Genomic DNA, 25,092 nt, shown 5'->3' on the forward strand with positions numbered 1-25,092 from the left:
TAAAGATTGTGATTAATGGCGTAAATCAATAACCATACGGCCGTTGATTTTGCCTTCTTCCATTTCTTTAAAGATATCTTGAACATCTTCCATTGGGCGTAATTGTGTTTTTGGTACGACTAGACCTTCAGCACCAAATTGGAAAGCTTCTTTCAAGTCTTCACGTGTACCTACTAGTGAACCTACTACGCGGATACCGTCTAATACTAAACGTGGAATTGATAAGTCCATAGATTCTGTTGGTAAGCCGACTGCGACTACAGTACCGCCAGCACGTACAGATTCAACAGCTGCGTTGAAGGCTTGTTTAGCAACCGCTGTAACAACTGCTGCATGTGCACCGTCTACATGTTCTTGAATGTATTTTGCGACATCTACTTCTTTAGGGTTTAAAGTAACATCTGCATCGTATTGTTTCGCAAATTCAAGTTGACTGTCATTGATGTCTACTGCGATAACTTTAGCGTTAAATACTTTTTTCGCATATTGTAAAGCTAGGTTTCCAAGTCCGCCTAAACCGAATAAGACAAGCCATTCACCAGCGCGTACGCCTGATTCTTTAATTGCTTTGTATGTTGTGACACCTGCACATGTGATACTGCTGGCAGCTTCTGATGATAAACCATCTGGAACTTTAACAGAATAGTCTGCAGTAACGATACATTCTTGTGCCATACCGCCATCTACAGAATAACCAGCGTTTTTAACTTCGCGGCATAGTGTTTCACGACCTGTAGTACAATATTCACAGTGGCCGCATCCTTCAAAGAACCATGCTACACTTGCACGATCTCCTACTTTTAAGCTTGTAACACCTTCAGCGACTTCTTTTACAATACCGATACCTTCATGACCTAAAATAGTGCCAGTCACATCGCCAAAATCAGCGTGGGCAACATGTAAGTCTGTATGACAAACACCACAACATTCCATGTCTAATAATGCTTCACCGTATTTCAAAGGGCGTAATGTTCTCTCAGTAACTTGGGGTTGATGATCTTTACCTACTACTATTGCTTTCATTTAGAAAACCTCCTTACTTAATCAATACTATTATATTAATATTGAGAGCAATAAGGTTATCGTAAATAAGGCTAATTTAGTAACTTTTACATAGGTATTTAAGCGTTAAAGATAGTGTTCTGAGACATATCTACTTAGCACGTTAGACATAATATTTGAAGATCTTAACAAGATTAAGTGTAAGGCATCATCTAATCTAATAATATCTCCTTCTCTAATATCATTGAGGTTATCTTCAGCCATGTCTTCAGGTTGTACGGTTAAATCTTTATTTAAATCTAATGGATAATCTAAAGCGGTCAACAACGTCAATAGTTTAGTTAAGCTTGCGGGATTATTACGCGCATTACCGTTTTTAGAAATAAGAATTTCTGGTTTGAAACGTGTGAATAAATAAGGATTATATGAAGGATATTTTAAAACTGTATAAGCTGTTGTATCTACACCATCTAGAGACCCTTTATTTAAGAGATAATCTATAAGTAATTTAGCTTGATGGAATCGATTACCTCTCGCTTTGAGCAATGTGACGATACAAACACTTTCACCGTCATAAATTAAAAGACTTAAATTTTTAATAAAGCCCACAGTTCCAGTTTTGCCACCTAAAATATCGTAATATTGATTCAATTTTTCGTTGTCTATTCTTGTTGTGAGATCCATGCGTCTCGCATTAGGTCCTTTCACCCAAAATGAATAATGCTGTTTCTTCCAAATTCTCACAATATCCACATTTGCACTTGCATGTAGTGTTAATAATGACAGATCATAACTCGTTGATAGTTGATACTTTTCCGTTAAACCCGTAGGGTTTTTAAACATAGAACGAGACATCCCAATACTAGCTGCTTTTTCATTCATCTTCTCAACAAACATTTGAATAGTTCTTATTTTTTTCACACTAATGCTCCTTTGTTGTAATTATCAATATATTGCTATTGTATATCAATCAAAAAGAAATAAGTTGCGTATATAAAAGTTGTAGAAAATTTGTTGAAAAAGCGCAGAGAAATAATGATTAAATAAAAACTCAACGAAATTTGGAAAAGCTAATTTCGTTGAGTTGAAAATTATATATTTATTGGGCAGTGAGACCACCATCTATTACAAATTCAGAGCCAGTAGAATAAGAGGCATCATCAGATGCTAAGAAACAAACAAGGTTTGAAACTTCTTCTGCTTGAGCAACGCGTCTCATAGGAATTGTTTTTTCGAATGCTTTAACCGCTTCTCTTACATCTTCTTGCTCTAACATAGGTGTTTGAATGACACCTGGGTGTACAGAGTTAACACGAATATTAAAAGGCGATAATTCTTTCGCAACCGCTTTTGTCATACCTCTGACTGCGAATTTTGTGTCGGTATAACCAATGGCTCCACCCACTAGACCATTCATAGAAGATATATTAATAATTGAACCACTACCTTGTTGTTTCATAACTTCAGATACGGCTTTGATACCTAAAAAGACAGAAACTTGGTTAATATTTACAATTTTTAAATAGTCATCTAATGTAATGTCTTGAAGGGTCTTATTATAGGTAATACCTGCATTGTTTACTAAAACATCAATTCGCTTCCATGTTTTTAAAGTCTCATCTATGACATGTTGCCAATCTGCTTCTTTTGAAACATCTTGTTGAATAAATATCGCATTCTCTCCTAAAATTTCAGCAGTTTGTTGCCCTTTTTCTTTATTTAAATCAGTAATCACGACTTTAGCGCCCTCGGCAATAGCTTTCTTCGCATGTACTTCACCCATACCTTGAGCACCACCAGTAATAATGAGTACTTTATCAGTAAGTCTTCCCATTTAAAACATCCTTTCATATCTCTGTCTATTTTAATTGTAGACCTCTTTATAATGGCATGCTAAAGATGTGACTATATAATGATTCTTATTATGACTTTAAGGCCTTGTTTTTGTACAGTGCATAACGTCTTACTAACTCAATTGTCATCATCCATACTACATGACCAAATAGTTCAGATAGATGTTCGTCAAATGGTTGATCCCAAGGTGCTGGAACAGTTTGAATGATAGGCATAATTAATAAATGAAAAGCTATCCATATAAAGACGCCGAATAGAGCGCCATAACCTGCATAAACAACTGGATATTTTTTAGCTAAATAAATATAAATTATTGCAATTACAATAGAGAAACTATAATGAACAATGAAGCTGACCCACGGTAACATTTGTTCTGAAAATTGATAGGTTTGATGTGTAAAATCTTGAGAAAATCCAAATTGCTGCAATAACTGTTGAGGGGGGTTAGTCGCGTTTCTTTCTGGAGTACGAGGTGGAAACATGACTTCCCATCCTAATTTGACAATACCTGATAATAATCCTGCAATGACTGCAGTGTAGATAAATTGAAATGTAGAATTTGTTTTTTCTTGATTCATATAATTCTCCTCCTTAACAATAACTTTATATTAGCATGGTTAGGTTGTGTATAATATAACAAATTCAAGAAACGTGAAGACCAATTAGCAGGATAAGAAATTGTGTTTAATATAAAAGATAGGAATTTTTATTAAAGTGCTTTAAACTAAATGTAATAAATAGGAGGTGGTTTCTATGATTGAAAGACAAATTAAGTTAATACAACTTTTTATTAATAATGCTGAACAGTATCTTACGTCTGACGACATAGCCACTTTCTTGAATGTATCAAATCGTACCACGAGAAATGATATTAAAGCAGTGAATACAAACTTTATGAAAGATTTGATAGTCAGCGTAAAATCAAGAGGTTATCAAATCAACACTGAGCAATATACTATTAAAAAAATTGAAAGACGACTCGAAGAATATACAGATAGAGACCATAAAATACTAGTAACTTTAGGTTATCAACTATTAATGAATGATACTCAATTAACATTACATCAATTAGAAAAAACGTATCATCTGACTAAGAAAGAATTACTTGATTATATTGGACGTATTCATGCCTGGTGTGAAAAGTTTGATGTAGCTATCAATGTTAAGCCCCGTAAAGGTATAGAAGTAGTAGGAAGTCAGACTAACCTAAACAATGCCACACTTCATTTAAATCAGCTTTCTACACGTAATCATCGTGTAGAGTCACTTATATTAGACGAGTTACCTAGAGCACATGTAGATACAATCACACAAATTATAAAACGTAATCTCAATGACTTTGACATTAAAACTTCAGATATTCAAGTTGAACAGTTATTAATTCATTTGATTTTAATTATGAAGAGAGGCTTTACAGAGAATATCAACGGGGGATTAAATGAAGAAGCATTATTAATTTCAAAGAAAATTATTGAAGAAATAAACCTTAAGTTAGGCTACACTTTAAATTTACAAGTGACTAAACTGTTTTCTTTTTTTATCAGCTATCACTTTAATAAGTTCGACTTAGGCGTGCAACAACTATTTATAGAAAGCTATATTAACCGAATGATTGAACGTATGGAAGAACGAGTAGGCGTACACTTTACGCAAGACCAAGTGCTGAAAGAGAACCTCTATTCCCATTTTGGACGGACGTATTTAAGAATTATGAAAGAAGTTTACCTTAACAATCCACTGACTAAAGAAATTAAAGCACTATATCCGTTCATTTTTAACGTACTTTATGATATTGGGCAACAAATGACAGAAGAAGCGGGTGTAGAATTAACTGAGGATGAGATTGCCTTTCTGACAATACATTTTCAATCTTCAATTGACCGTAATGAACAACACCATTTAAATGTGGTAATTGCTTGTTATTATGGAATTGGTATCTCTCAATTACTTGCTACAAAAGTTTCGAAGTTAAGTGAGCATATTAAAGTTAAAGATACGATTAGATTGGAAGATATCGATCAGTATGATTTCACAGGAATTGATATGCTCATCACAACCCATGATATTACTATTGATCAACTTGCAAAAGATGTAGAGTTACTTCAGGTGTCACCGCTTTTAAGCGATGATGATAAGCATCAATTAGAAACATTTATGGCTAAAAAGTTAAAACCAGCTATGAAGTCAGATGAATTTTCAGGTGTGAACTTTATAGTTGAAACAGAAGGGGAAAAAGCATTTAACACTGCTTCTATATTTGAAAAGGCACAAGACATACTGAGTAATAATCATGCTGTATTAGAAGGGTACATCGAAAGTGCTTTAGAACGTGAGAGAATGTCTTCAACCTATATAGGAAATCAAGTTGCTATACCGCATGGCAATCCTGAGAAAGTATTAAAGTCTCATGTCATTGTTTTTAAAAGCACTAAAGGTTTCTATTGGAAAGAGCATCAAGTTAAATTAGCTTTCTTTTTAGCAACGACTAAACAAGATATTCAGCTTACAAAACGTATTATCCAAACTATCGCGCAACTGGATGAAAAAACTATAGATGAGCTTATGTATCTTGAATCACAACCATTTAAAACTAAATTAATGAAAATGATTAAAGGATAATTGCCACTAGTAACGGTAATTATCTTTTTTTATGTCTTAGTGTTAGCGCTTACACTTTAACTAAGGAGCGTGATTCACATGAAAATATTAGCGATTACGTCTTGTCCAAATGGTATCGCTCACACATATATGGCTCAAGAAAAATTAGAGCAAGCAGCTAAAGAGATGGGTGTAGATATCAAAGTTGAGACACAAGGCGGCGTGGGTGCAGAAAATGTATTAACAGCAAAAGAAATTAAAGAAGCAGACGGTATTATTATTGCGGCAGATAGACAAGTAGACTTATCACGTTTTAACGGTAAACGTTTAATTAACGAAAATGTCAGAGAAGGCATACATCATCCAAAAGAATTAATACAACGCATCATCGATCAAGATGCACGTATTTATCATCATGAAGGTGCTTCAGAAGATGACAGTTATGAAGAAGAAGAGAAGAAGAGCGGCGTACAAATGATTTACCAACACTTGATGAATGGTGTGTCATTTATGGTGCCTTTCATCGTCGTTGGTGGATTATTGATTGCCATTGCCTTAACGCTTGGCGGTGAACCTTCAGCTAAAGGTTTAGTCATTCCAGATGATTCATTTTGGAAATCTATAGAGAAAATCGGAGCATTGTCATTTAGCTTTATGGTACCAATACTAGCAGGTTATATCGCCTATAGTATTGCAGATAAACCAGGACTCGTACCAGGTATGATTGGCGGTGCTATTGCAGCAGACGGAAGTTTCTATGGCAGTGAAGCTGGTGCAGGATTCCTAGGCGGTATCGTTGCTGGTTTCATCGCTGGTTATGTTGCGAAATGGATTAAAAACGTCAAAGTGCCTAAAGCTATGGCACCAATTATGCCGATTATCATTATTCCAATTTTAGCTTCATTAGTAGTTGGATTAATCTTTGTCTTTATTATTGGTGCTCCAATTTCAGGTGTATTTACAGCTTTAACTGGTTGGTTAAAAGGTATGCAAGGCGCGAACATTGTTGTCCTCGCACTCATTATTGGTGCCATGATTGCATTTGATATGGGTGGTCCAGTTAACAAAGTAGCTTTCTTATTCGGTTCAGCATTAATTGCTGAAGGTAACTATGCAGTAATGGGTATGGTAGCGGTTGCGGTATGTACGCCTCCAATTGGTTTAGGATTAGCAACATTTATTCAAAAACGTAAATTTAATAACTCAGAACAAGAGATGGGTAAAGCGTCATTCACAATGGGGTTATTCGGTATTACTGAAGGCGCGATTCCATTCGCTGCGCAAGATCCACTTCGTATCATTCCAGCAAATATGATTGGTGCTATGGTAGCAGCAGCTATCGCAGCTTTAGGTGGCGTAGGAGACAGAGTAGCTCACGGCGGTCCTATTGTTGCAGTACTTGGTGGCATTGAGCACGTATTGTGGTTCTTCGTTGCAGTTATTATCGGTAGCTTAATCACAACAGCAACAGTTTTATTATTCAAAAAAAATGCACCGGCTGCAGTACTTGAAGGAGAAGGTGTAACAACGGAACTTTCTGATGAACAAGATACGCGAACAAACACAACTCAAACAAAAACAGAGCCGGTACATGCAGATACAAATACACAAGAAACAAAAGAAGATACTGTTTTCCATAAAAGCCTAATTGAATTAACAAACAGTGAAATGAAACGTGATGATGTGATTGATCGACTCATCACAGAACTAAAAAATCAAAACTATGTTGAAGAATTTGATCAAGTTAAATCCTCTGTATTAAAACGTGAATCTGAATCTACGACAGCCATCGGTATGAACGTAGCCATTCCACATGCGAAATCAGATGCAGTCAAACAACCTGTAGTTGCAGTATTACAAAATAAAAACGGTATTGAGTGGGAAAGTTTAGATGGCTCATTACCTAAGATTGTTTTCTTAATCGTTGTACCTAACAACAGTAATGATACACATCTGAAATTATTACAACGCTTATCTAAGACTCTTATGGACGATGAAACACGCGAAAAATTAATTAATGCAGAAGATAAAGAGACAATTTACGACATACTAAAAGCAATATAAAGGATGATAACGTATGGTATTATTTCTAAAAACAGTATTTCAAGAACGTATTTGGGGAGGCACAGCCTTAAAACAATTTAATTACGACATCCCAAATGATTTAACAGGTGAATGTTGGGCAATTTCAGCCCTGCCACATGGCTCAAATGTGATTGAGAATGGTGAGCATCAAGGTAAAACGTTAGAACAAGTGTGGAATGAAGATAGAGCATTGTTTGGAAATGACCAAAGAGACGAGTTTCCACTTTTAACAAAAATTTTAGATGCGAATGATAAATTATCTGTTCAAGTTCATCCAGATGATGCATACGCGAAAGCACATGAAGGCGGCTATGGTAAGACTGAGTGCTGGTATATTTTAGACGCTAAAGAAGATGCAGAAATTATATATGGCGTTAATGTAGAAAATCAAGAAGATTTAGAGCGTATGATAGATAATAAAGAATTCGAAGGTTTATTCCATAAAGAAAAAGTAAAACCTGGTGATTTCTATTATGTACCAGCAGGTACCGTTCATGCGATTGGCGCAGGGATATTAATTTTAGAAACACAACAATCATCTGATACAACGTATCGTATTTATGACTATGACCGTAAAGATAAGCATGGTAATACACGTGAATTACATCTTGAACAAAGTAAGGCAGTCATCGATGTAAACCAAATAAATCCTAATACAAAACCAATTCATGAAACACGCGATGGACAAGCATTTACACAATTTGTATCAAATGAATTCTTCACTGTAGAGAAATGGGATATTCAGGGTGAATTGATTTTCAAAAAGCCATATGAGTATTGTTTGATCTCTGTGATTGAAGGAAGCGGAGAAGTAATTGTAGATGGCCAATCAAACACTATAGACAAAGGTACACATTTTGTCATAACTTCAGAAGATTTAGATATCACATTCAAAGGTGATATGAGTATTATAGTAAGTCATCCATAAATATTTGTATGAACTAATGAAGAGTTGAGACAGTTTTGGCTGTTTCAGCTCTTTTTTTACTTCGCGAGAAAAAATATTACATTTAAAAATTATAAAGTAATTTATAGATAAAGATGGTATAATATCCAAGAGTAAAGAACCTTGCATGAAATAAAGAGAAGTATGTGAAGCCGCCTCGAGCCTTAAATGGAGTTATCGGGGAGGTGATAGTATGGATATTACGCTAATAGAAATTCATTTGAATTTTGAAAATGTATGTTCCGTTGTTTTAGTGACTTTTTTGCTAAAAGCAGCTATCAATAAGATGGCAAAAAAATAACTTCTGTACTTAATTGCGCTTAGTACAGAAGTTAACTAACCATTTAGGTTCGTTAGAGTTTCACAACCCTGATTGTGAGCCTTTACTCGGAACTAAGTAAGTTCCAGCTTACTTAGCTCTTTTTATTACATTTTTATCATATCAATATTGTACAAGATAAGTCAAATGAAAATATATACACGGTACCCTAATATGATTGAGTCTCTAGTAGAGTGCATTATAAAAGTCTAATAGTTGCTGTCTAAATTGGATCAATTAAAAACCACCTCGAACCTTTAATAAAGCAATCGAGGTGGTTTTATCTAACTTGTTTTAATAATAATTAAAAGCGGACGTTCCATTGTTACAGTCACGTACGCACTAAAAAGCAGCTATCAATAAGATAACAAAAAATAACTTTTGTACTAACCACGATTAAGTACAGAAGTTAACTAACCATTTAGGTTCGTTAGAGTTTCACAAGATCCATTGTGAGCCTTTACTCGGAGCTAAGTAAGTGACAGCTTACTTAGCTCTTTATATCGCATTTATATAATATAACAATATTACAATACAAGTCAATTAAAATATAAAATAATTTTTACATATCAATATAGGAGCGGCTTGAACATATGGTTAAAATAGCTTCGAAGTGGTAAAACTCAATGCGTTAAGTTTCTTTATTGAATCTTAAGTTGATAAAATTGAGACGTAACATTTTTGGAATACTGAATAATTTTTTGTTTGTGAAGGTAAGAGAGATGGAGGAATGGAAATGAGCAAAAAATTTATTAACGCATCAATTTATAAACATGGCGATGCATCTGAAATCTTAGTAGAGAACGGCAAGTTTGCGGCGTTCGGTAATGATTTAGGTGACGCTGATGAAGTCATCGATTTACAAGGACGTTTAGTGCTGCCACCTTATGTAGATTCACACTTGCATTTAGATTACTACTTTACAGGACAAGATCCTAAAATCAAAAACGAATCAGGTACGCTATTTGAAGCGATTGATTTATGGAATGATTATAAAAAAGGTACGACAAAAGAAGAAATGAAAGAACGTATGCGTAAAGCAGTCAATGATGTCGCAAGCTATGGAACACAATATATCCGTGCGCAAACAGACTGTACAGACCCTAATTTAACAGGGATTAAAGCGGCAATCGAAGTCAGAGATGAATTGAAAGATAATATCACGATTCAAGTAGTCGCATTCCCACAAAACGGTATGTATTCATTCGAAGAAAACGGTAAAACAGGCCGTGACTTAGTAGAAGAAGCATTGAAACTAGGTGCTGACTGTGTCGGAGGTATTCCGCATAACGAATGGAGTCCTGAAGATGGTGCAGAATCAGTGAAAGAAATCGTACGTCTCGCAATCAAATATGACAAATTGATTGATGTACACTGTGATGAAACAGATGACGCAGAAGCACGTTACCTCGAACAATTGAACGCAGAAGCAATGAAACAAGGCTATGGTCCTTATACGACAGCTTCTCACACTTGTTCATTCGGTTCAGCGGATGATGCGTATGCATTCCGTATGATGGGCTTATTCCGTCAATCTGGCTTGAACTTTGTTTCATGCCCGACAGAGAACTTGTTCCTGCAAGGACGTCAAGATACGTATCCTAAACGCCGTGGTTTAACACGCGTAAAAGAATTTGTAGATAACGATATCAATGTCGCATTTGGTCAAGACTCTATCGTAGACCTATGGTATCCAGCAGGTTCAGGTAACTTGATGAATATCTTAGATAATGGTCTGCATGCGACTCAATTAATGCGTGAACAAGACTTCCCACGCAACTTTGATTTAATCACTTACAACGGTGCACAATTAATGCGTATTGAAGATGAATATGGTTTAGATGAAGGCAAACCTGCTAACTTTATTGTAGTAGATGCGCCAACAGTATTTGAAGCACAAAGACGTCGCTCAGACTGCCTAGCGTCTGTACGTCATGGTGAATACTTGTTCAAGAAAGCACTACCTAAATATGAAACAGAACTAGATGTCACACGTAAAACAAAATAAAAATATGATTCGAAAAAATGAGCGGAACCTGTGAGATTCCGCTCATTTTATATATATAGAATGATTATCTACGTCGTTTCACAATAATATAGATGATCGCAGTCAGTAATATGACACCGCCAATCATGACAAGCGCACCTAAAATCAAAGTACCCCAGTGTGTCACCGGTTCAACTTCAACAGAAGGTGCATGATAACCTTTAAGGAATTTTCTAGGATAGTCTACTTTTAATTGTTCATCTTCAATAATTTTCAAGTCATATTTAGCTTTATCTTTAGGCACCAGATCATATAAGTCTTTTTTAACTTCATACGTTTTACCATCAATCTCATGTTCGCCTTTAGAGATGACTTTACGGTATTCATAGTTTTTGAAAGCTTCCTCCGTTAAAGCATTCGCAAGTTTTTGTCGTGCATGTTTCGCAGCTTCATTAGGGTAAGGTTGTACATTCATAACGACTGTATTGATACGTAAATCTTTTTGTTTAGCCGTTAACACTAAGTTGTAGCCATTTTCACTCGTACCTGTTTTTAGACCGTCAGCGTTTACAACTTTTAACGCATCTGGACCATGCGGTAATGATAAGTTTGTATTTTTTAGTGTTTGTCCATACTGTTTGTCAGTTTCTAACTTTGAGTAATTGAGCACCTCAGGATACTGTTTCAAGAGTGATTGAGACAGTATTGCCATGTCTTGTGCTGTACTTTGGGAGGTTGTTTCGTTCTTATAAGCCTTTGGGATAAATTGATGAATCAATTGGTTATTCGCACCACTCGGATTAGTAAAATGTGTGTGATGCATCCTTAATTGTTTCGCTTTGTGGTTCATGCGATCTGTGAATTTAGACACATCGCCATCCACATGGTGTGCAAGTACTAATGTCGCAGCGTTACTAGACTCTAACATGGCTTGTTTCAACAATTGGTCTACAGTATAGGTTTGTTTATTTTTTAATGGAAATGTCGTCAAATTCGGAAGTTGAGACATTTGTTCGTAAGTCGGTGTGATTTTAACTTTATCTGAAAGGTGAATGTCACCTTGTTTGATATCTTCTAATATTAAGTATACGGTCATCAACTTTGCGGTAGAAGCAGGGTCGATGGTACGTGTACCATGGTAATCATACAATATCTGTCCTTGTTCGGTTGTCACATAGGCACTTTTAGGATCAAACTGTTTTTGAATCGTTTGATGGTTTTCTTTCGCAACGTCTATTGGCGTCTGTTCAGCGTGAGCGGTAGGTGCAATCAGTATATTCATTAAAAACATAACTGACACAATGATGCTTATAACTCTTTTCACAATGTATGGCCATCCTTTTATAAGATAATATACCCTTACGTTACTATAAGAGAATACTGTATTCAACTCTATTTAAATAAGATTTATTAATAAAGCGTAAACTTAATAAAACTACACTTCTAACTCTTTTACAAACGAGTCTAGAAGTGTAGTTAAAATGTCGATTAGTTTAAAGTATAGAATGGATTATCTGAAACATTCGGACCGCCTTTTAAAATTGCGCGGTTTAATTTAACGACTTCACCATTATGGTTTAACGTAAATTCACCTTTAATAATAATTTGGTTATCTTTGCCGATTGAAATTTCAGTGTGCTCGTGATGTTCATTTGGTTTACCGTCTTTGCGATGATATTCTAACGCACCACTTGGACAACGTTCTACAACTTCTGCGATTTGATCAGCAGTCGCATTCGCAGGGTCTATCCAAGGACGCTTCTTTGTATCAAAAACTTGTGGTAATCCTTTCACACATTCAGCTGCATGGATACAACGCGCAGGTTCAAAAGAGACATCAATTGTTTCACTTGTATAAATCTTTCTCATATTATCACTCCTTATATTGTGCCAAATACTTATTTTCAATATAGCACATAAATAAGTTGTTTAAAATTAATATTACTTGTTATACTATTGATAATCATAATCAGTATTGCGTTATAAGTTAATATTCTTGCTTTTAAGAGGTGCACAAGGTAATATCAAATTAATAAAAAGAGGGAAGTGATTTCAATGACAGAAGTAAAACACGGACACAATAAATTTTATGTAGGCCAAGATGAAAATAACTATCAAGCACAAATGACATATGTCCCAACAGGACCAGACTTATTTATTATTGACCATACAGAAGTATCAGAAGCATTGCGTGGTCAACGCGTAGGGTACGCAATGGTAGAAGCAGCAGTCAATTATGCAAGAGAAAATAATATGAAAATCGTTCCGTTATGTCCCTTTGCGAAAAGTGTCTTTGATAAAAAACCAGAATATGCGGACGTATTAAAGAGCTAATACATTCTATACACACGACTTATGATAACAAGCAGGCTTCTTTAGAGAGGTCTGTTTTTTGTCTTAATTATTGAATATAAAGAAATGAAAGCGTCGACATTTTGAGTAAACCAGTTTATGATATGAATGAGAATGGTAAATGGTTTACTTAATTTATGTAAAGGACTGAACAACAATGAACAACAACTTAGTATTTAATACCTTAGTATTTCAAGCAAAAATTAACAGTGGTTTGAAACAAGTTGAACTTTTTGATGATATTTTATCTTTAGGTTTCAAAAACATTGAACCTAGAAGAGAGTACTTCGTGGATATCGACAAAGAAATTCCAGAGATGCGCAAAGCAGCAGAAAGTAAAAACATTAAGTTATTTTATAGTGTGCCTGATTATATATTCTTAGATGACGGTGAATTAAACCCTAAAATTTTTGAATATTTTGAAGAAGCTAAGCGTCTTAATGTGGTTAATGTAAAGATGTCGATTGGAAATTATCGACATTTTAGTCAATTAAAACAACTGAACTTTATTAATGATCAACCATTTAACTTTACGGTTGAAAATGATCAAACACAACAGTCAGGAACGATTAATAAGATTAATCAATTTTTACAAGATGCTAAACAAGCTAAATTAAATATAGGTTATACATTTGATTTGGGTAATTTCCGATATGTTCAAGAAAGTGAAGTTGATGCGGCTGAAACACTAGGATCATATGTTACTTATATTCACTTGAAAAACCTAGCGGAACAAGATGGTAACTTTATCGTTACATCCTTAGATAAAGGTATTATTGATTGGAGATCAGTAGTTGAAAAATTACCAACAGGGCTACCAATAGGTCTTGAATATCCTTCAAGTGACGTTGATGAAGTATTAAGAGATAAGCAGTCAATTGAAGTATTAGAAAATGAAAGAAAGTAGCGATAGTTGCTGAAAAGTTTGCTTATACAGAGTGAGCTCAACACAACTTCATCTGCTTCACACAAAACACCATTGAGGTTTTAAAAGATAAATAAAAGCTGAGACAAAGTATTCTTTAATACATGTCTCAGCTTTTTATTATCTATTATAGTTTTTCGATATGGCCTTGAATAACACTCGCATGGCCTGTGTGTGCAGTGCCTTCTTTACGTTCAATATCTCGTTTTTCTAAACTATGGATTTTAACAGGAAGGTCTTCAAGGTAACCTTTGATTTCATCTATTTCATAAAGCATGGCTTTGTTTGGCGGGCCACCCGTTTTATTTTCAAGCTGTTCTGTTGAATAAAGTTCAAAGTAACTATGACCTTCTGATTTTAAAGGTTTGATCAAGTTATTAAACATACCACGTTTACCTTCTGGTGGAACGTGTCCGAAGATGTTCACACTGTAATCATAGGCATTTTCTTCTGTTAAATCAGCCGCTGTGATATCACCATAGTTCGCATCGACTGTGACATCTGCTTCTTCCGCAAGTTTCAATTCTTTCTCGATGCCTACTTTAGATAAATCATACGTTGTGACATCATAACCTAATGTTGCAAGATAAACCGCATTACGTCCTTCACCTTCAGCTAACATCAACACTTTCTTTGGTGTGTCTACTTTTTCTGAAAAGACGCTTTTAACATATTGATTCGCTTCTTTACCATAAATATATGTGTCGGAATCAAATTTTTCATCCCAATGATTCATGGTGATGCCTCCTCTCTTTAACCTCAGTACTAGTCTAAAAAGATTAGAAGACTTAGGCAATCAAAACGAATTGATTGTTTGTTTAATCTTGTCCCTTATAAAGTTCATAAGAAGTTAAAGTTGTAATCTGTGTTTTTTACTACCGAAATGGTTTAAAGTAACTTTTTTAGTTGTTTTTAATTATATTTTTTCATATAAAAAATGATAATGTGAAAAATATCGTGTTTTTTTAATGTATCATGTTATAATTTATGGGAAATAGAGGTGAAGGATATGAGGAAAAACATCCTGTGGTTATTTCCTGTAGTGATACTAGGGTGGTTATGGAAGCGTCTCTTAAAACAACGCCATCAAGCATTTTCAGAAGTGGATATTGAAACACCTGAAGATGTTAATGAGATGCAAGGGATGAATGATGAAGAAAATTAGTTGAAAGGAGTCATCTAAATAGTGCTTGAAAAAATCAGATATAAATTAACCAGACAATTTATGATACGTGACATTATTAAAGAACCAGGGACCATTATCTTTAAATGCAGTCACGAAAATTTCATCTATTTTAATACACGCAACTTCTCGATTACTTTAGACGGACAAGATATTGCGTTCGACATCTTATCACACCAAAAAAACGAACTAACAGTCGCCATTAAAAGCGACTTTATTACACATGCTGAACCTGCACAAACGATAAAATTCTATTACGGTCAAAAAGCTTTATGGCTGACACGTGCACCAGAATTAAAACGTACATACTATATGGACCATGGTATTTTCGAACTGATTGTTAATCAATCTATTACGATCAAACCTGTTAAAACAGGCTTCAAGTTTGTGAACGAAGCTTTACCTATTACGCTAACAAGCGCAGGTCCTGACACACTGGAAGTTTCTAGTATAACGCCGATAGACAGTGTGTTTTTAATCAACGATCAAAATATGAAAGTGTTAGATCTTAGAGATAACAAGATCAACTACACCTATATTCAAGATCGTTTAAAAAAAGAGCAGTATAAAGTGCATGTGATACAAGGAACGACAATGTATCCAGCACAAATAGAAGCACCAGAAGTCGTGCACCATTACTTTATGGAATATGACTGGACAGGTGAACAACTCTCGATTGATCGTATGTATTATGAAGTAGATCAAATATACATGACACAGTTAATGAATACTGAAGACATTAACCTTTCTTTCCTTATCAAAGGCAGCTTTGATGAAACAGATAAAATCCGAGTCGGTTTAATTGATGTTGATTATGAAAACGCAGTTTACTTACCGACACAAGTGATGATGGGCAATAAAGTTACAGCTAAATTATCTTTAGACCATTTAGAAACAACGATTAAAAAGAAACTATTTATTGAGATTAATGACCATTGTTATTTACTCCAAGGTAAGACAAGACCGTTTGATGCCTTACATCAAATCGATCATGAAATTTATCAACTTCAAATCCGCAATCGATATGGTTTAACAGTCACACACCGTAAACCCAAATTTAAATTAGGGATTAACCAAGTGGCAGAAGAAAGTCTGAATATGTATTTCCAGCCACATCCGCTGTATCAACATTGTAGATATTATTTAACTTTTGAAGAACGTATCTCAGGTAATCAATATCATTTACCGATTGCGAGAGGCGTTTATGATATCCCAATTGATTATGACCAATTGAATGCGATATTAACTGAAAATAAATCGATTATTGATGTCTTTATTACGATTTATGATGAAGATACATTAATCAGAAAAGAAAAAATCAAATATCGTCAAGGTGTCTATAAAAAAGATGGTATCCATACCTTAAAAACAGTAGAAGAGAATGGCTTCACGACGTTCTTTATGTTGACGTTGACACCGTTCAAAAACATTAAATTTGAAACGTTTACGATGACAGAACGTCAACTTCAAATTTTAAATGACCACAATCATAAAGATCCGAATATCTGGATGGTCGGGGAACGTACAGATACAGCACAAGAAAGCGGCATTCAGCTCTTTGAGTGGCTGTACCAACATGCTGATGCGGATGTTTATTATGTCATTGATGGCGACTCTAAAGACTATGAAAAAATCAAAGATATGGATAATGTCTTAGTCTTTGGTTCAGATGAACACTTACGTATCGCGCCACAAGCGAAAGTGGTCATGAGTACCCATGATATTGAAAATATTATGCCGTATAAAGCAGCACCACAATTCTTCGGTTATGATGAAACGATTAAAATCTTCTTACAACACGGAGTTCTCGGTAGAAAGAATGTTGAATATCATAAGAAATTCTATGATGATCCATTCGATTTATTCAACGTCTCTAGTCACCATGAAAAATACGATATCGTAGTTGATGAAATGGGCTATGAACCTGAAGAAATCGCAGTGACTGGCTTAGCACGTTATGATAGATTGCCGTTGAAACCTAAACAACAAATGAAAAAAGTTTTAATTATGCCGACATGGCGTGATTGGTTGAACAGTAATGAAGCTTTTGAAAAAAGTGAATATTTAAGACGCTATATCAGCTTTTTAAATAATCCTGAATTAAAAGCTTTAAGTGAACAGTACAATGTGGAAATCAACTTCTATCCGCATTATAGAGCCCAACAATTCTTCCAAGATTACTTAAGTGAACATGAACTGAAACATGTGAACTTTATAGAGCTTGGGACAAAAACAGTTCAAGATTTATTGATTGAACATGATTTACTGATTACAGACTTCAGTACAGTCAGCACAGACTTTAACTATATGGATAAACCAGTTATTTTCTATCACTTTGATGTGAATAAGTTCTTTAGAAAAGGGATTCTAAGACCGATTAACGAAACCTTTATCGGTGATATTACGTATTCAGAAAATGAATTAATCAGTAAAATCACAGACAAAGTAAAATACAATGAACCGCAACAATATGACCGCAGCTTGATTTTCAACCATATCGATCATCAAAACTGTGCACGTATCTATCACAGTATTTGCGAGGAACTTAAAAAACAAAACGCTCAAAAAGCGAGTCATGTAAAATAATCATAAACTAAACCACAGCCTGTATTGTATGTAGCAATACGGGCTGATTGTATTGAATTGAACTCTACAAACGAAATCAGAGATGATATGATGAAAGAGATAAAAAGGTGGCACATTTGCGTAAGCGAGTCTGTCAACGTAAGGGGAATAAGCACTCATGAAGAAAGTTTCAATTAAAGATGTCGCAAAAGAAGCAGGTGTATCCTTAACCACGGTTTCACATATTTTAAATCATAAACAAGAACGCTTTTCACAAGCAACGATTGATAAAGTGTTAACAGCCAAAGATAAATTAGGTTATATTCCAAATAAAAATGCCCAACAATTAAGAGGGCATACGATTAAGTTAATCGGAGTCTTAGTACCCAGTTTAACGAATCCTTTCTTCTCGGCGATTATGCAGAGTATGGAACAACATAAGCCAGATTATGTGGATTTATTCTTCTTAAGTACTTCGGGTAATCATTTAGAACACAACATCAAACATTTAGTTGAAAGAGGGATGGATGGTTTAGTCATTGCGCGATTAATCGATCAACCTGAAAGTATGAATAATTATTTAGAGAGACACAATGTTCCTTATGTCGTGTTAGACCAAAGTGAAGATAACGGATATACCGATATCATCCGAACAGATGAACAAACAGGCGGTGCTTTAGCGGCAGCACACCTCATCGATTTAAATCATCAACATATCGCTATTGTGCAACCGTATGAAATGATGTCGAATATGCAGGCACGGGTAAAAGGATTTGAAGATTATTGCGAGTCTCATGGTGTTCAAACACCGTTGAAAATAGAAACAGAGCTGTCACCTTCAGGCGGTAAACATATCGTTGATCAAATTATTGACAGTCAAGTGACTGCGGTCTTTGCGATTAATGACGAAATGGCAATCGGAATCATACGTGGTCTAAAAGAACACGGTAAAACTGTACCTGAAGAGGTTTCAGTTGTAGGTTATGACAATATCAGTTTCTCACAATATATGACACCGGCATTAACGACAGTAGCTCAACCCATTGCGTTAATCGGTGAAACAGCACTGAGATTAATCGTGAAGAAGATTACGGATACTGATCAAGGTGTTGAACGTATTGAATTGCCGAATGAACTGGTAGTTAGAGAAACAACACAACAATTAAATCAATGAGGATTAATCAAAGCGGGACACTTATTTTTTGATAAGTGTACTCGTTTTTTTATATGTCTAAAATCTTAAATCTTTATGAAAACGTATACAAACAAAATAAAAAGTGCTAGTATGTGAGTAAAGTAAAACGTTTTACTAAATCCATATAGAAAAAAATAGAGGTGTTATTCATGAATCTAGTCGCTTTACTGATTGGTTTAGGTCCATTGCTTGGTTGGGGTTTATTCCCGACGATTGCGTCGAAGTTCGGAGGTAAACCGGTCCATCAAATTATCGGAACAACCGTAGGGACCTTAATCTTTGCGTTAGTCTTTGCGGGAGTGACCGCTCAACACTTCCCGACAGGCATGAACTTAATGTTTGCGTTACTTTCTGGAGCAGGTTGGTGCTTCGGTCAAATTTTAACGTTCAAAGCCTTTGAACTTATCGGTTCTTCAAGAGCAATGCCAGTCACAACAGCTTTCCAATTGCTGGGTGCTTCATTATGGGGCGTCTTTGCGTTAGGGAACTGGCCAGGCCTTGGTAATAAAATTATCGGCTTTGTGGCGTTAATTGTGATTTTAATCGGTGCACGTATGACAGTATGGAGTGAACATCCAGAGGAACAAAACAGCGGCAACTTAAAGAAAGCAGTGGTTATCTTACTGATTGGTGAAATTGGTTATTGGTTATATTCAGCTGCACCACAAGCGACAGATATCGGAGGGAAAGCAGCCTTCTTACCTCAAGCTATGGGTATGGTTCTTGTCGCAGTTATCTATGGTTTAACAATGATGAAGAAAGATAATCCATTTAAAAATAAGATTACGTGGCTTCAAATCATTTCAGGTTTCTTCTTCGCATTTGCGGCTTTAACTTACTTAATTTCAGCACAGCCAGATATGAATGGTCTTGCGACAGGCTTTATCCTATCTCAAACGTCAGTGGTTCTTGCGACATTAACAGGTATTTATTTCTTAAATCAGCGTAAGACGAAGAAAGAAATGTTGATTACGGTAGTTGGTTTAGTGTTAATTTTAGCTGCCGCAACAGTCACAGTCTTTATTAAATAATTTTGGAGGGAATAGAAATGAAGAAAACCCCTGTATTAAATAGTCATGTTTCACAAGCCATTGCGACAATCGGTCATTTTGATTTATTAACCATTAATGATGCGGGTATGCCGATTCCAAATGACGCACGTAGAATTGATTTGGCAGTCACAAAAGAGTTGCCACGCTTTATTGATGTGCTAGAAACGGTCTTAACAGAAATGAAGATTCAAAAAATCTATTTAGCTGAAGAAATTAAAACACATAATTCAACACAGCTGAAACAAATCAAAGCGTTATTAGAGGATGATGTAGAGATTGCATTTATTCCACATACAGAAATGAAAGACTACTTAAGTCATCCATTAAACAAAGGCAATATACGTACAGGTGAAATCACACCATTTTCAAATATTATTTTAGAATCTAATGTGACATTTTAAGCGAGGAGAGATAAAGTATGACGAATAAAGTAGTAATTTTAGGTTCAACAAATGTGGATCAATTCTTAACTGTTGAACGTTATGCGAAACCTGGTGAAACCTTGCATGTCAAAGAGGGACAAAAGAAATACGGCGGCGGTAAAGGTGCGAACCAAGCGATTGCGACAGCACGTATGAACGCAGATACGACGTTTATTTCAAAAGTCGGTAAAGATGGTTTAGCAGACTTTATGTTTGAAGGTTTCAAAGAAGCAGGGATGAATACGGATTATATTACAGAATCAGAAACCGCAGATACGGGCCAAGCATTTATTACAGTAGATAAAGACGGCAGCAATACTATCTATGTCTATGGCGGCGCAAATATGGATATCACACCTGAAGATGTGGCGCAAGCTGAAGCGGTAATTAAAGAAGCGGATTATGTAGTAGCACAATTAGAAGTACCTGTACCTGCGATTATCCGTGCGTTTGAAATTGCGCGTAAGCATGGTATTACAACGATTTTAAATCCAGCACCAGCGAGCGAATTGCCTGAAGAATTGTTAGGACTTATCGATGTGATTATTCCGAATGAGTTTGAAGCGGAAATTTTATCTGGTATTCCAGTGACAGATGAAAAATCAATGGCGCAAAACGCAGACTATTTCTTAAGTTTAGGCATCAAAGTCGTATTAATTACTATCGGTGCACAAGGAACGTATTACGCAGTCAAAGGCAATTCTGGCTTAGTCAAAGCGTATAAAGTTGATGTGGTCGACACAACAGCAGCTGGAGACACTTTTATCGGCGCATTTGTCAGTGCGTTTGACGTGAAACAAATGAACTTAGAAACTGCGATTGATTTTGCGAATAAAGCAGCATCTTATACGGTTCAAAAAGCAGGGGCGCAAATCTCTATTCCATTCGCAAAAGACATTGAATACTAAACGAACTTCAAAAGCCTATCCCATATATGCGCGGATAGGCTTTTTTATTGTTTGAGATTAATTTTATGCATGATAAGGGAGATGTAAATGATTAAGAATATGATAAATCATATGAAACACTGGCAGAGGTGTCACACTCTTTAGTTAATGGAGTTAATAAATAATATTTGCGGTAGATATCCGATTGTGAGAAAATTAAATAGATAAACTATACTAATTATATAATGGAGAACAACTTATGGAAAATCAATTTACACAACATTATAAGGGAAGTTGGCTTAAGTTTTCACTCTTATCCATCTTGATGATGCTGGGTGGCGGGTTGTTTGCGGGGCCGTTTTACTTAATGGCCAGAAACCATCCCCTTCAAGAAGTCATTTTACTTCCTGTCCCATTTATATTTTCAATATTAATTCTCTTTTGGTATGTACATAACAGAGAACACCTTCCGTTAAGTTCAGTCGGTATTTATCGCGCCTACGCTTTTAGAAAGCTAGGCATCGGTGGTTTGTTCGGCTTTATTGTGTTCTCTGTAGTGGTTTTAATTTTAGTACTATTCGGCAATATCTCAATTGTCGGTAATACGCTGAATCAAACGGTGTTATTGGGTATCGGTTTAGCTTTTATTGGGTTTTGTATTCAAGCAAGCGCAGAAGAACTTTTGATGCGCGGGTATCTCCAAACACGTTTAACACAGCGATATGGTGATCGTTTTGCGATTGTGTGTTCAGCAGTGGTCTTCACCTTACTACATGGGATGACCCCTAATATCTCAATTGTCGGTGTGACGAATATCTTCTTAGTCGGTATCATCTTTTCTTTAATCTATAGAATTGATGGGACAATTTGGACAGTTGCGGGTTTCCATATTATATGGAACTTCGTACAAGGCTGTATTTATGGGATTAATGTCAGCGGGAATGAACTGAATTTCAGTTTCTTTAAAACAAAGTATCATACAGATAACTTGTTGACAGGCGGTACGATGGGTATCGAAGGCAGTATTATTTTAACAGTATTGTTTATCGTGCTGATTATTAATTTGGCGAAGCGGCTCAAAGTAAACTTTTAACTTAATACAAATGAAATTAGTCTATTTCATCCTCTTTCATGAGTGTCTCTCATTTATGAAAGAGGATTTTTTAATATTTATTTTTAAAAGAAATCCTTTAGTGACAAGGATTGAAAGCGTATGAATCAGATCAAAAAATTATAGCTTTACAAATTTCAAAACACTGCTGTAGGTTGTCTTTTTTATTGTACTAATATCTGAAGATTGTGAATTCACATTGACAATTCCGATGGTCTTACTATAATTAAAGTTATTCAACAACAGGAGGCAAACATCATGAAAACGATAGGTATTTCCGCAAATATATTAACGGATCAAGCAGGGATGTTTCCAGGCTATAAGCGTTGTTATGTCAATCAGGATTATATCCGCTCGATTGTGAAGCAAGGTGCTGTGCCGATGGTCATTCCTATGACAGATAATGATGACATTATAGAAGCACAAATCAGACAAGTAGATGCTTTACTCTTAAGCGGGGGACAAGATGTCAGTCCACAGCTATACAATGAGGACCCACAAGACAAATTGGGTGAAACGTTACTTGCGAGAGATGTGTTTGATTTTAAATTGATAGAGAAAGCGAAAGAACGCTTTATACCGATTCTAGGGATTTGTCGTGGTGCCCAAGTATTAAATGTCTTTCATGGCGGTTCTTTATTCCAAGATACGTCTTATCGCCAAATACAGTCACTCAGACATTGGCAACCGACAAATCCAACCGAGAAGACACATGAAATCAGAGTCTTTCCGAACACGCGTCTAAGTGCGTTATTTCCTGAAGGTCGATTCTATGTGAACTCTTTCCATCACCAAGTCGTTAATCAACTCGCAGAAGGTTTCAGAGTCATGGCGCAATCTAATGATGGGGTGATTGAAGCCTTTGAATCAGAATCATATCCATACATGGTCGGTATTCAATGGCACCCTGAAATGTTGTGGCATGAAAGCAGTATGGATGCATTATTTAAAGATTTTGTGGATCAAATTGAAAGAAGATGACAAAAATACTACCTTTTCTAGAAAAATCGGAAGGTAGTATTTTTGTTTCTTTTAAATAGAGTATATTTTTATCTTTTAGAGTTGGTTATCAGTTATACTGAATTAAATATTTACAAAAGGAGGTTTGAATCATTTTACAAGATAGCGCAATCAAAAATAAAAAAGACGATAAATTGGGTCTAGATGAACACGTAAAAGATTTTATTGGAAAATATATCAATTCAGGATACAATGGTTCGATTTTGTTAAATGGTAAGTGGGGAACCGGTAAAACTAGTTATCTTAATCTAATTCAAGAAAGTGTAAATAAAAATAATAAAAAGGAAAGAGATTTTATTTGGTTAGACTTTTGGGATGAAAGTAATTCTGATGACTTTTATAAATATATTTATCTAAAACTGATGCCTAAAAGATACTGGTTGTATAGCTTAATGCCTTTTATCATAATAATTATAATTGGATTAATACAAACATTAACTATGTATTTAAAAGCCACACCTCTTATACAAAATATTTGGGTATTCGTTTCTGTGGGATTTTATTTAGTTCTAACAGGATTATTCACATATTGGAAAGATAAACTTTCAATGACTCAAATGCTTAGGCAAAGAATTTGTAAATATTTAGCCAAAAATAATAATGTAATTTTTATTATAGACGATTTTGACCGTATAGATGAAGGACAAAGGAATGAATTATATAGCAAACTATCGACTATCAACTCATTTGAAAATTCCTTAATTATTGTTGTTGGAGATTACTCTAAAATAGCTGATGAACAAAACATATTTATTCAAAAAATATTGAATGAAATTACATCGATACCTTATGAAACAAACCCTAACTTTATATGGGAAGTTTTAGAGAATCGTTTAAATAACATTATTCGACAAGATAATATTAAGCAAAGAGATACATTATTAATTAATGATGTGAAAGATAAATTTATTGAAGACCAACGAACATATAGAGAAGCGAAGCAGTTATTTAACATTTTTAAACATGAGTACGTCGAAAAGAGAAACTGTAAAGTTAATGCTGGAGAAATGATTTATTTATGCTATATCTATGTTTTTTATAATAAAGAATATAAATATATTTCTCATAATATCAAAGATGTATATGAGTGGAGTTTAGAGTCACATAACAATAACATTCCTTCATTATTAGACGTCTTTGAAAACAACTGTCTAACTCAACAATCTAGTGATATAAGATTCATTTATAATCTTTTCCATCAGAAGTATGATGGATTATTTAAATTTAGATCTATAAAAGAACAAATGCATTTCCCTTTATATCAAATTGAAAGAATAGAGAATTATAGTTCTATAGATTCCGAGTTGGTTTATGCATATTTTGAAAAATCCTTCAGCGAATCGAGAGATATAATAAATAAACTAAATGAAGAAGAACTAAAAAGTTTTGGAATGATGATAAAAGATAGTTTAGTTCTAGATATAAAAAGTGATGTGAAAGTTTATGTAGAACTATTAAAAAAATTAGTTTATCCCTATTTCTTTATTGAAAAAGAAAAAAGAATGCTGTCATTGCCTTGGCAAGAATCATTACTAAGGAATGTGAGAGATTTACTTGACTTTAATTTTAAGATAAAACCATATCAGCAG

The 25,092-nt window shown here is 35.0% G+C and carries 22 protein-coding genes; 15 read left to right on the top strand and 7 right to left on the bottom strand.

What is annotated here, in order from left to right; translation table 11 throughout:
- Positions 1-12: 12 nt before the first annotated feature.
- The 4 genes from adhP to BU038_RS04650 all read right to left on the bottom strand — a co-directional run bounded on the left by adhP (position 13) and on the right by BU038_RS04650 (position 3,434).
- Positions 13-1,023, bottom strand: coding sequence for an alcohol dehydrogenase AdhP (gene adhP, locus BU038_RS04635; protein WP_002480248.1), 1,011 nt, complete (start codon positions 1,021-1,023; stop codon positions 13-15).
- Between the two features lie 105 nt (positions 1,024-1,128).
- The gene (locus BU038_RS04640; RefSeq protein WP_107605036.1) at positions 1,129-1,923 is read right to left on the bottom strand and encodes a hypothetical protein; all 795 of its coding nucleotides are present in this window, start codon (positions 1,921-1,923) and stop codon (positions 1,129-1,131) included.
- A 178-nt stretch (positions 1,924-2,101) separates the two neighbouring features.
- On the bottom strand, positions 2,102-2,836 hold the full coding sequence (locus BU038_RS04645; RefSeq protein WP_107605037.1) for a glucose 1-dehydrogenase: 735 nt from the start codon (positions 2,834-2,836) through the stop codon (positions 2,102-2,104).
- Between the two features lie 88 nt (positions 2,837-2,924).
- Complete coding sequence (locus tag BU038_RS04650; RefSeq protein WP_107605038.1) at positions 2,925-3,434, bottom strand: YagU family protein; 510 nt, start codon at positions 3,432-3,434, stop codon at positions 2,925-2,927.
- A 175-nt stretch (positions 3,435-3,609) separates the two neighbouring features.
- Here BU038_RS04650 and BU038_RS04655 point away from each other — a divergent pair, with 175 nt between their 5' ends.
- The 4 genes from BU038_RS04655 to BU038_RS04670 all read left to right on the top strand — a co-directional run bounded on the left by BU038_RS04655 (position 3,610) and on the right by BU038_RS04670 (position 10,812).
- Positions 3,610-5,475, top strand: a complete 1,866-nt coding sequence (locus BU038_RS04655; RefSeq protein WP_107605039.1) for a BglG family transcription antiterminator — start codon at positions 3,610-3,612, stop codon at positions 5,473-5,475.
- 78 nt (positions 5,476-5,553) lie between these two features.
- Positions 5,554-7,518: a fructose-specific PTS transporter subunit EIIC gene (locus BU038_RS04660; RefSeq protein WP_107605040.1), complete on the top strand. Its 1,965-nt coding sequence runs from the start codon at positions 5,554-5,556 to the stop codon at positions 7,516-7,518.
- A 13-nt stretch (positions 7,519-7,531) separates the two neighbouring features.
- The gene (gene manA, locus BU038_RS04665; RefSeq protein WP_107605041.1) at positions 7,532-8,467 is read left to right on the top strand and encodes a mannose-6-phosphate isomerase, class I; all 936 of its coding nucleotides are present in this window, start codon (positions 7,532-7,534) and stop codon (positions 8,465-8,467) included.
- 1,073 nt (positions 8,468-9,540) lie between these two features.
- Positions 9,541-10,812 (top strand): amidohydrolase family protein, encoded by a 1,272-nt coding sequence (locus BU038_RS04670; RefSeq protein ID WP_107605042.1) that lies wholly within the window; start codon positions 9,541-9,543, stop codon positions 10,810-10,812.
- Between the two features lie 64 nt (positions 10,813-10,876).
- On the opposite strand, the gene pbp4 is transcribed toward BU038_RS04670, so the two are convergent.
- Positions 10,877-12,115, bottom strand: coding sequence for a penicillin-binding protein PBP4 (gene pbp4 / locus BU038_RS04675; RefSeq protein WP_107605043.1), 1,239 nt, complete (start codon positions 12,113-12,115; stop codon positions 10,877-10,879).
- 164 nt (positions 12,116-12,279) lie between these two features.
- Entirely contained in the window at positions 12,280-12,660 is a 381-nt protein-coding gene (locus BU038_RS04680; protein WP_107605044.1) for a (4Fe-4S)-binding protein, read from the bottom strand.
- A 186-nt stretch (positions 12,661-12,846) separates the two neighbouring features.
- On the opposite strand from BU038_RS04680, the gene BU038_RS04685 reads away from it, so the two are divergent.
- Entirely contained in the window at positions 12,847-13,125 is a 279-nt protein-coding gene (locus tag BU038_RS04685; protein WP_107605045.1) for a GNAT family N-acetyltransferase, read from the top strand.
- 175 nt (positions 13,126-13,300) lie between these two features.
- Complete coding sequence (locus tag BU038_RS04690) at positions 13,301-14,050, top strand: sugar phosphate isomerase/epimerase family protein (RefSeq protein ID WP_107605046.1); 750 nt, start codon at positions 13,301-13,303, stop codon at positions 14,048-14,050.
- A 145-nt stretch (positions 14,051-14,195) separates the two neighbouring features.
- On the opposite strand, the gene BU038_RS04695 is transcribed toward BU038_RS04690, so the two are convergent.
- Positions 14,196-14,804, bottom strand: coding sequence for a class I SAM-dependent methyltransferase (locus tag BU038_RS04695; protein WP_107605047.1), 609 nt, complete (start codon positions 14,802-14,804; stop codon positions 14,196-14,198).
- Between the two features lie 273 nt (positions 14,805-15,077).
- Here BU038_RS04695 and BU038_RS12410 point away from each other — a divergent pair, with 273 nt between their 5' ends.
- The 9 genes from BU038_RS12410 to BU038_RS04735 form a co-directional block, all read left to right on the top strand.
- The gene (locus tag BU038_RS12410) at positions 15,078-15,233 is read left to right on the top strand and encodes a hypothetical protein (RefSeq protein ID WP_158262783.1); all 156 of its coding nucleotides are present in this window, start codon (positions 15,078-15,080) and stop codon (positions 15,231-15,233) included.
- Between the two features lie 21 nt (positions 15,234-15,254).
- Positions 15,255-17,837 (top strand): CDP-glycerol glycerophosphotransferase family protein, encoded by a 2,583-nt coding sequence (locus BU038_RS04700; RefSeq protein ID WP_107605048.1) that lies wholly within the window; start codon positions 15,255-15,257, stop codon positions 17,835-17,837.
- Between the two features lie 157 nt (positions 17,838-17,994).
- On the top strand, positions 17,995-18,990 hold the full coding sequence (rbsR, locus tag BU038_RS04705) for a ribose utilization transcriptional repressor RbsR (protein WP_107605049.1): 996 nt from the start codon (positions 17,995-17,997) through the stop codon (positions 18,988-18,990).
- Positions 18,991-19,160: 170 nt separating this feature from the next.
- Positions 19,161-20,042, top strand: a complete 882-nt coding sequence (rbsU, locus tag BU038_RS04710) for a ribose/proton symporter RbsU (protein ID WP_107605050.1) — start codon at positions 19,161-19,163, stop codon at positions 20,040-20,042.
- 17 nt (positions 20,043-20,059) lie between these two features.
- Positions 20,060-20,464: a D-ribose pyranase gene (gene rbsD / locus BU038_RS04715; RefSeq protein ID WP_107605051.1), complete on the top strand. Its 405-nt coding sequence runs from the start codon at positions 20,060-20,062 to the stop codon at positions 20,462-20,464.
- 17 nt (positions 20,465-20,481) lie between these two features.
- Positions 20,482-21,393: a ribokinase gene (gene rbsK / locus BU038_RS04720; RefSeq protein WP_107605052.1), complete on the top strand. Its 912-nt coding sequence runs from the start codon at positions 20,482-20,484 to the stop codon at positions 21,391-21,393.
- Between the two features lie 238 nt (positions 21,394-21,631).
- Complete coding sequence (locus tag BU038_RS04725) at positions 21,632-22,465, top strand: CPBP family intramembrane glutamic endopeptidase (protein ID WP_107605053.1); 834 nt, start codon at positions 21,632-21,634, stop codon at positions 22,463-22,465.
- Positions 22,466-22,741: 276 nt separating this feature from the next.
- Entirely contained in the window at positions 22,742-23,464 is a 723-nt protein-coding gene (locus BU038_RS04730; RefSeq protein ID WP_107605054.1) for a gamma-glutamyl-gamma-aminobutyrate hydrolase family protein, read from the top strand.
- A 173-nt stretch (positions 23,465-23,637) separates the two neighbouring features.
- A partial coding sequence (locus BU038_RS04735) for a P-loop NTPase fold protein (RefSeq protein WP_142402590.1) occupies positions 23,638-25,092 on the top strand: 1,455 nt, incomplete at its 3' end.

The sequence above is a fragment of the Staphylococcus simulans genome (assembly GCF_003043455.1).
Taxonomy (GTDB): Bacteria; Bacillota; Bacilli; order Staphylococcales; family Staphylococcaceae; genus Staphylococcus; species Staphylococcus simulans_A.

Coding starts and splice junctions, on each gene's coding strand:
- BU038_RS04650 (WP_107605038.1), bottom strand. CDS start 3,434: ATGAATCAAGAAAAAACAAATTCTACATTTCAATTTATCTACACTGCA.
- BU038_RS04655 (WP_107605039.1), top strand. CDS start 3,610: ATGATTGAAAGACAAATTAAGTTAATACAACTTTTTATTAATAATGCT.
- BU038_RS04690 (WP_107605046.1), top strand. CDS start 13,301: ATGAACAACAACTTAGTATTTAATACCTTAGTATTTCAAGCAAAAATT.
- BU038_RS04680 (WP_107605044.1), bottom strand. CDS start 12,660: ATGAGAAAGATTTATACAAGTGAAACAATTGATGTCTCTTTTGAACCT.
- rbsK (WP_107605052.1), top strand. CDS start 20,482: ATGACGAATAAAGTAGTAATTTTAGGTTCAACAAATGTGGATCAATTC.
- BU038_RS04695 (WP_107605047.1), bottom strand. CDS start 14,804: ATGAATCATTGGGATGAAAAATTTGATTCCGACACATATATTTATGGT.
- rbsR (WP_107605049.1), top strand. CDS start 17,995: ATGAAGAAAGTTTCAATTAAAGATGTCGCAAAAGAAGCAGGTGTATCC.
- BU038_RS04645 (WP_107605037.1), bottom strand. CDS start 2,836: ATGGGAAGACTTACTGATAAAGTACTCATTATTACTGGTGGTGCTCAA.
- BU038_RS04730 (WP_107605054.1), top strand. CDS start 22,742: ATGAAAACGATAGGTATTTCCGCAAATATATTAACGGATCAAGCAGGG.
- manA (WP_107605041.1), top strand. CDS start 7,532: ATGGTATTATTTCTAAAAACAGTATTTCAAGAACGTATTTGGGGAGGC.
- rbsU (WP_107605050.1), top strand. CDS start 19,161: ATGAATCTAGTCGCTTTACTGATTGGTTTAGGTCCATTGCTTGGTTGG.
- adhP (WP_002480248.1), bottom strand. CDS start 1,023: ATGAAAGCAATAGTAGTAGGTAAAGATCATCAACCCCAAGTTACTGAG.
- BU038_RS04670 (WP_107605042.1), top strand. CDS start 9,541: ATGAGCAAAAAATTTATTAACGCATCAATTTATAAACATGGCGATGCA.
- BU038_RS12410 (WP_158262783.1), top strand. CDS start 15,078: ATGAGGAAAAACATCCTGTGGTTATTTCCTGTAGTGATACTAGGGTGG.
- BU038_RS04725 (WP_107605053.1), top strand. CDS start 21,632: ATGGAAAATCAATTTACACAACATTATAAGGGAAGTTGGCTTAAGTTT.
- BU038_RS04660 (WP_107605040.1), top strand. CDS start 5,554: ATGAAAATATTAGCGATTACGTCTTGTCCAAATGGTATCGCTCACACA.
- BU038_RS04685 (WP_107605045.1), top strand. CDS start 12,847: ATGACAGAAGTAAAACACGGACACAATAAATTTTATGTAGGCCAAGAT.
- rbsD (WP_107605051.1), top strand. CDS start 20,060: ATGAAGAAAACCCCTGTATTAAATAGTCATGTTTCACAAGCCATTGCG.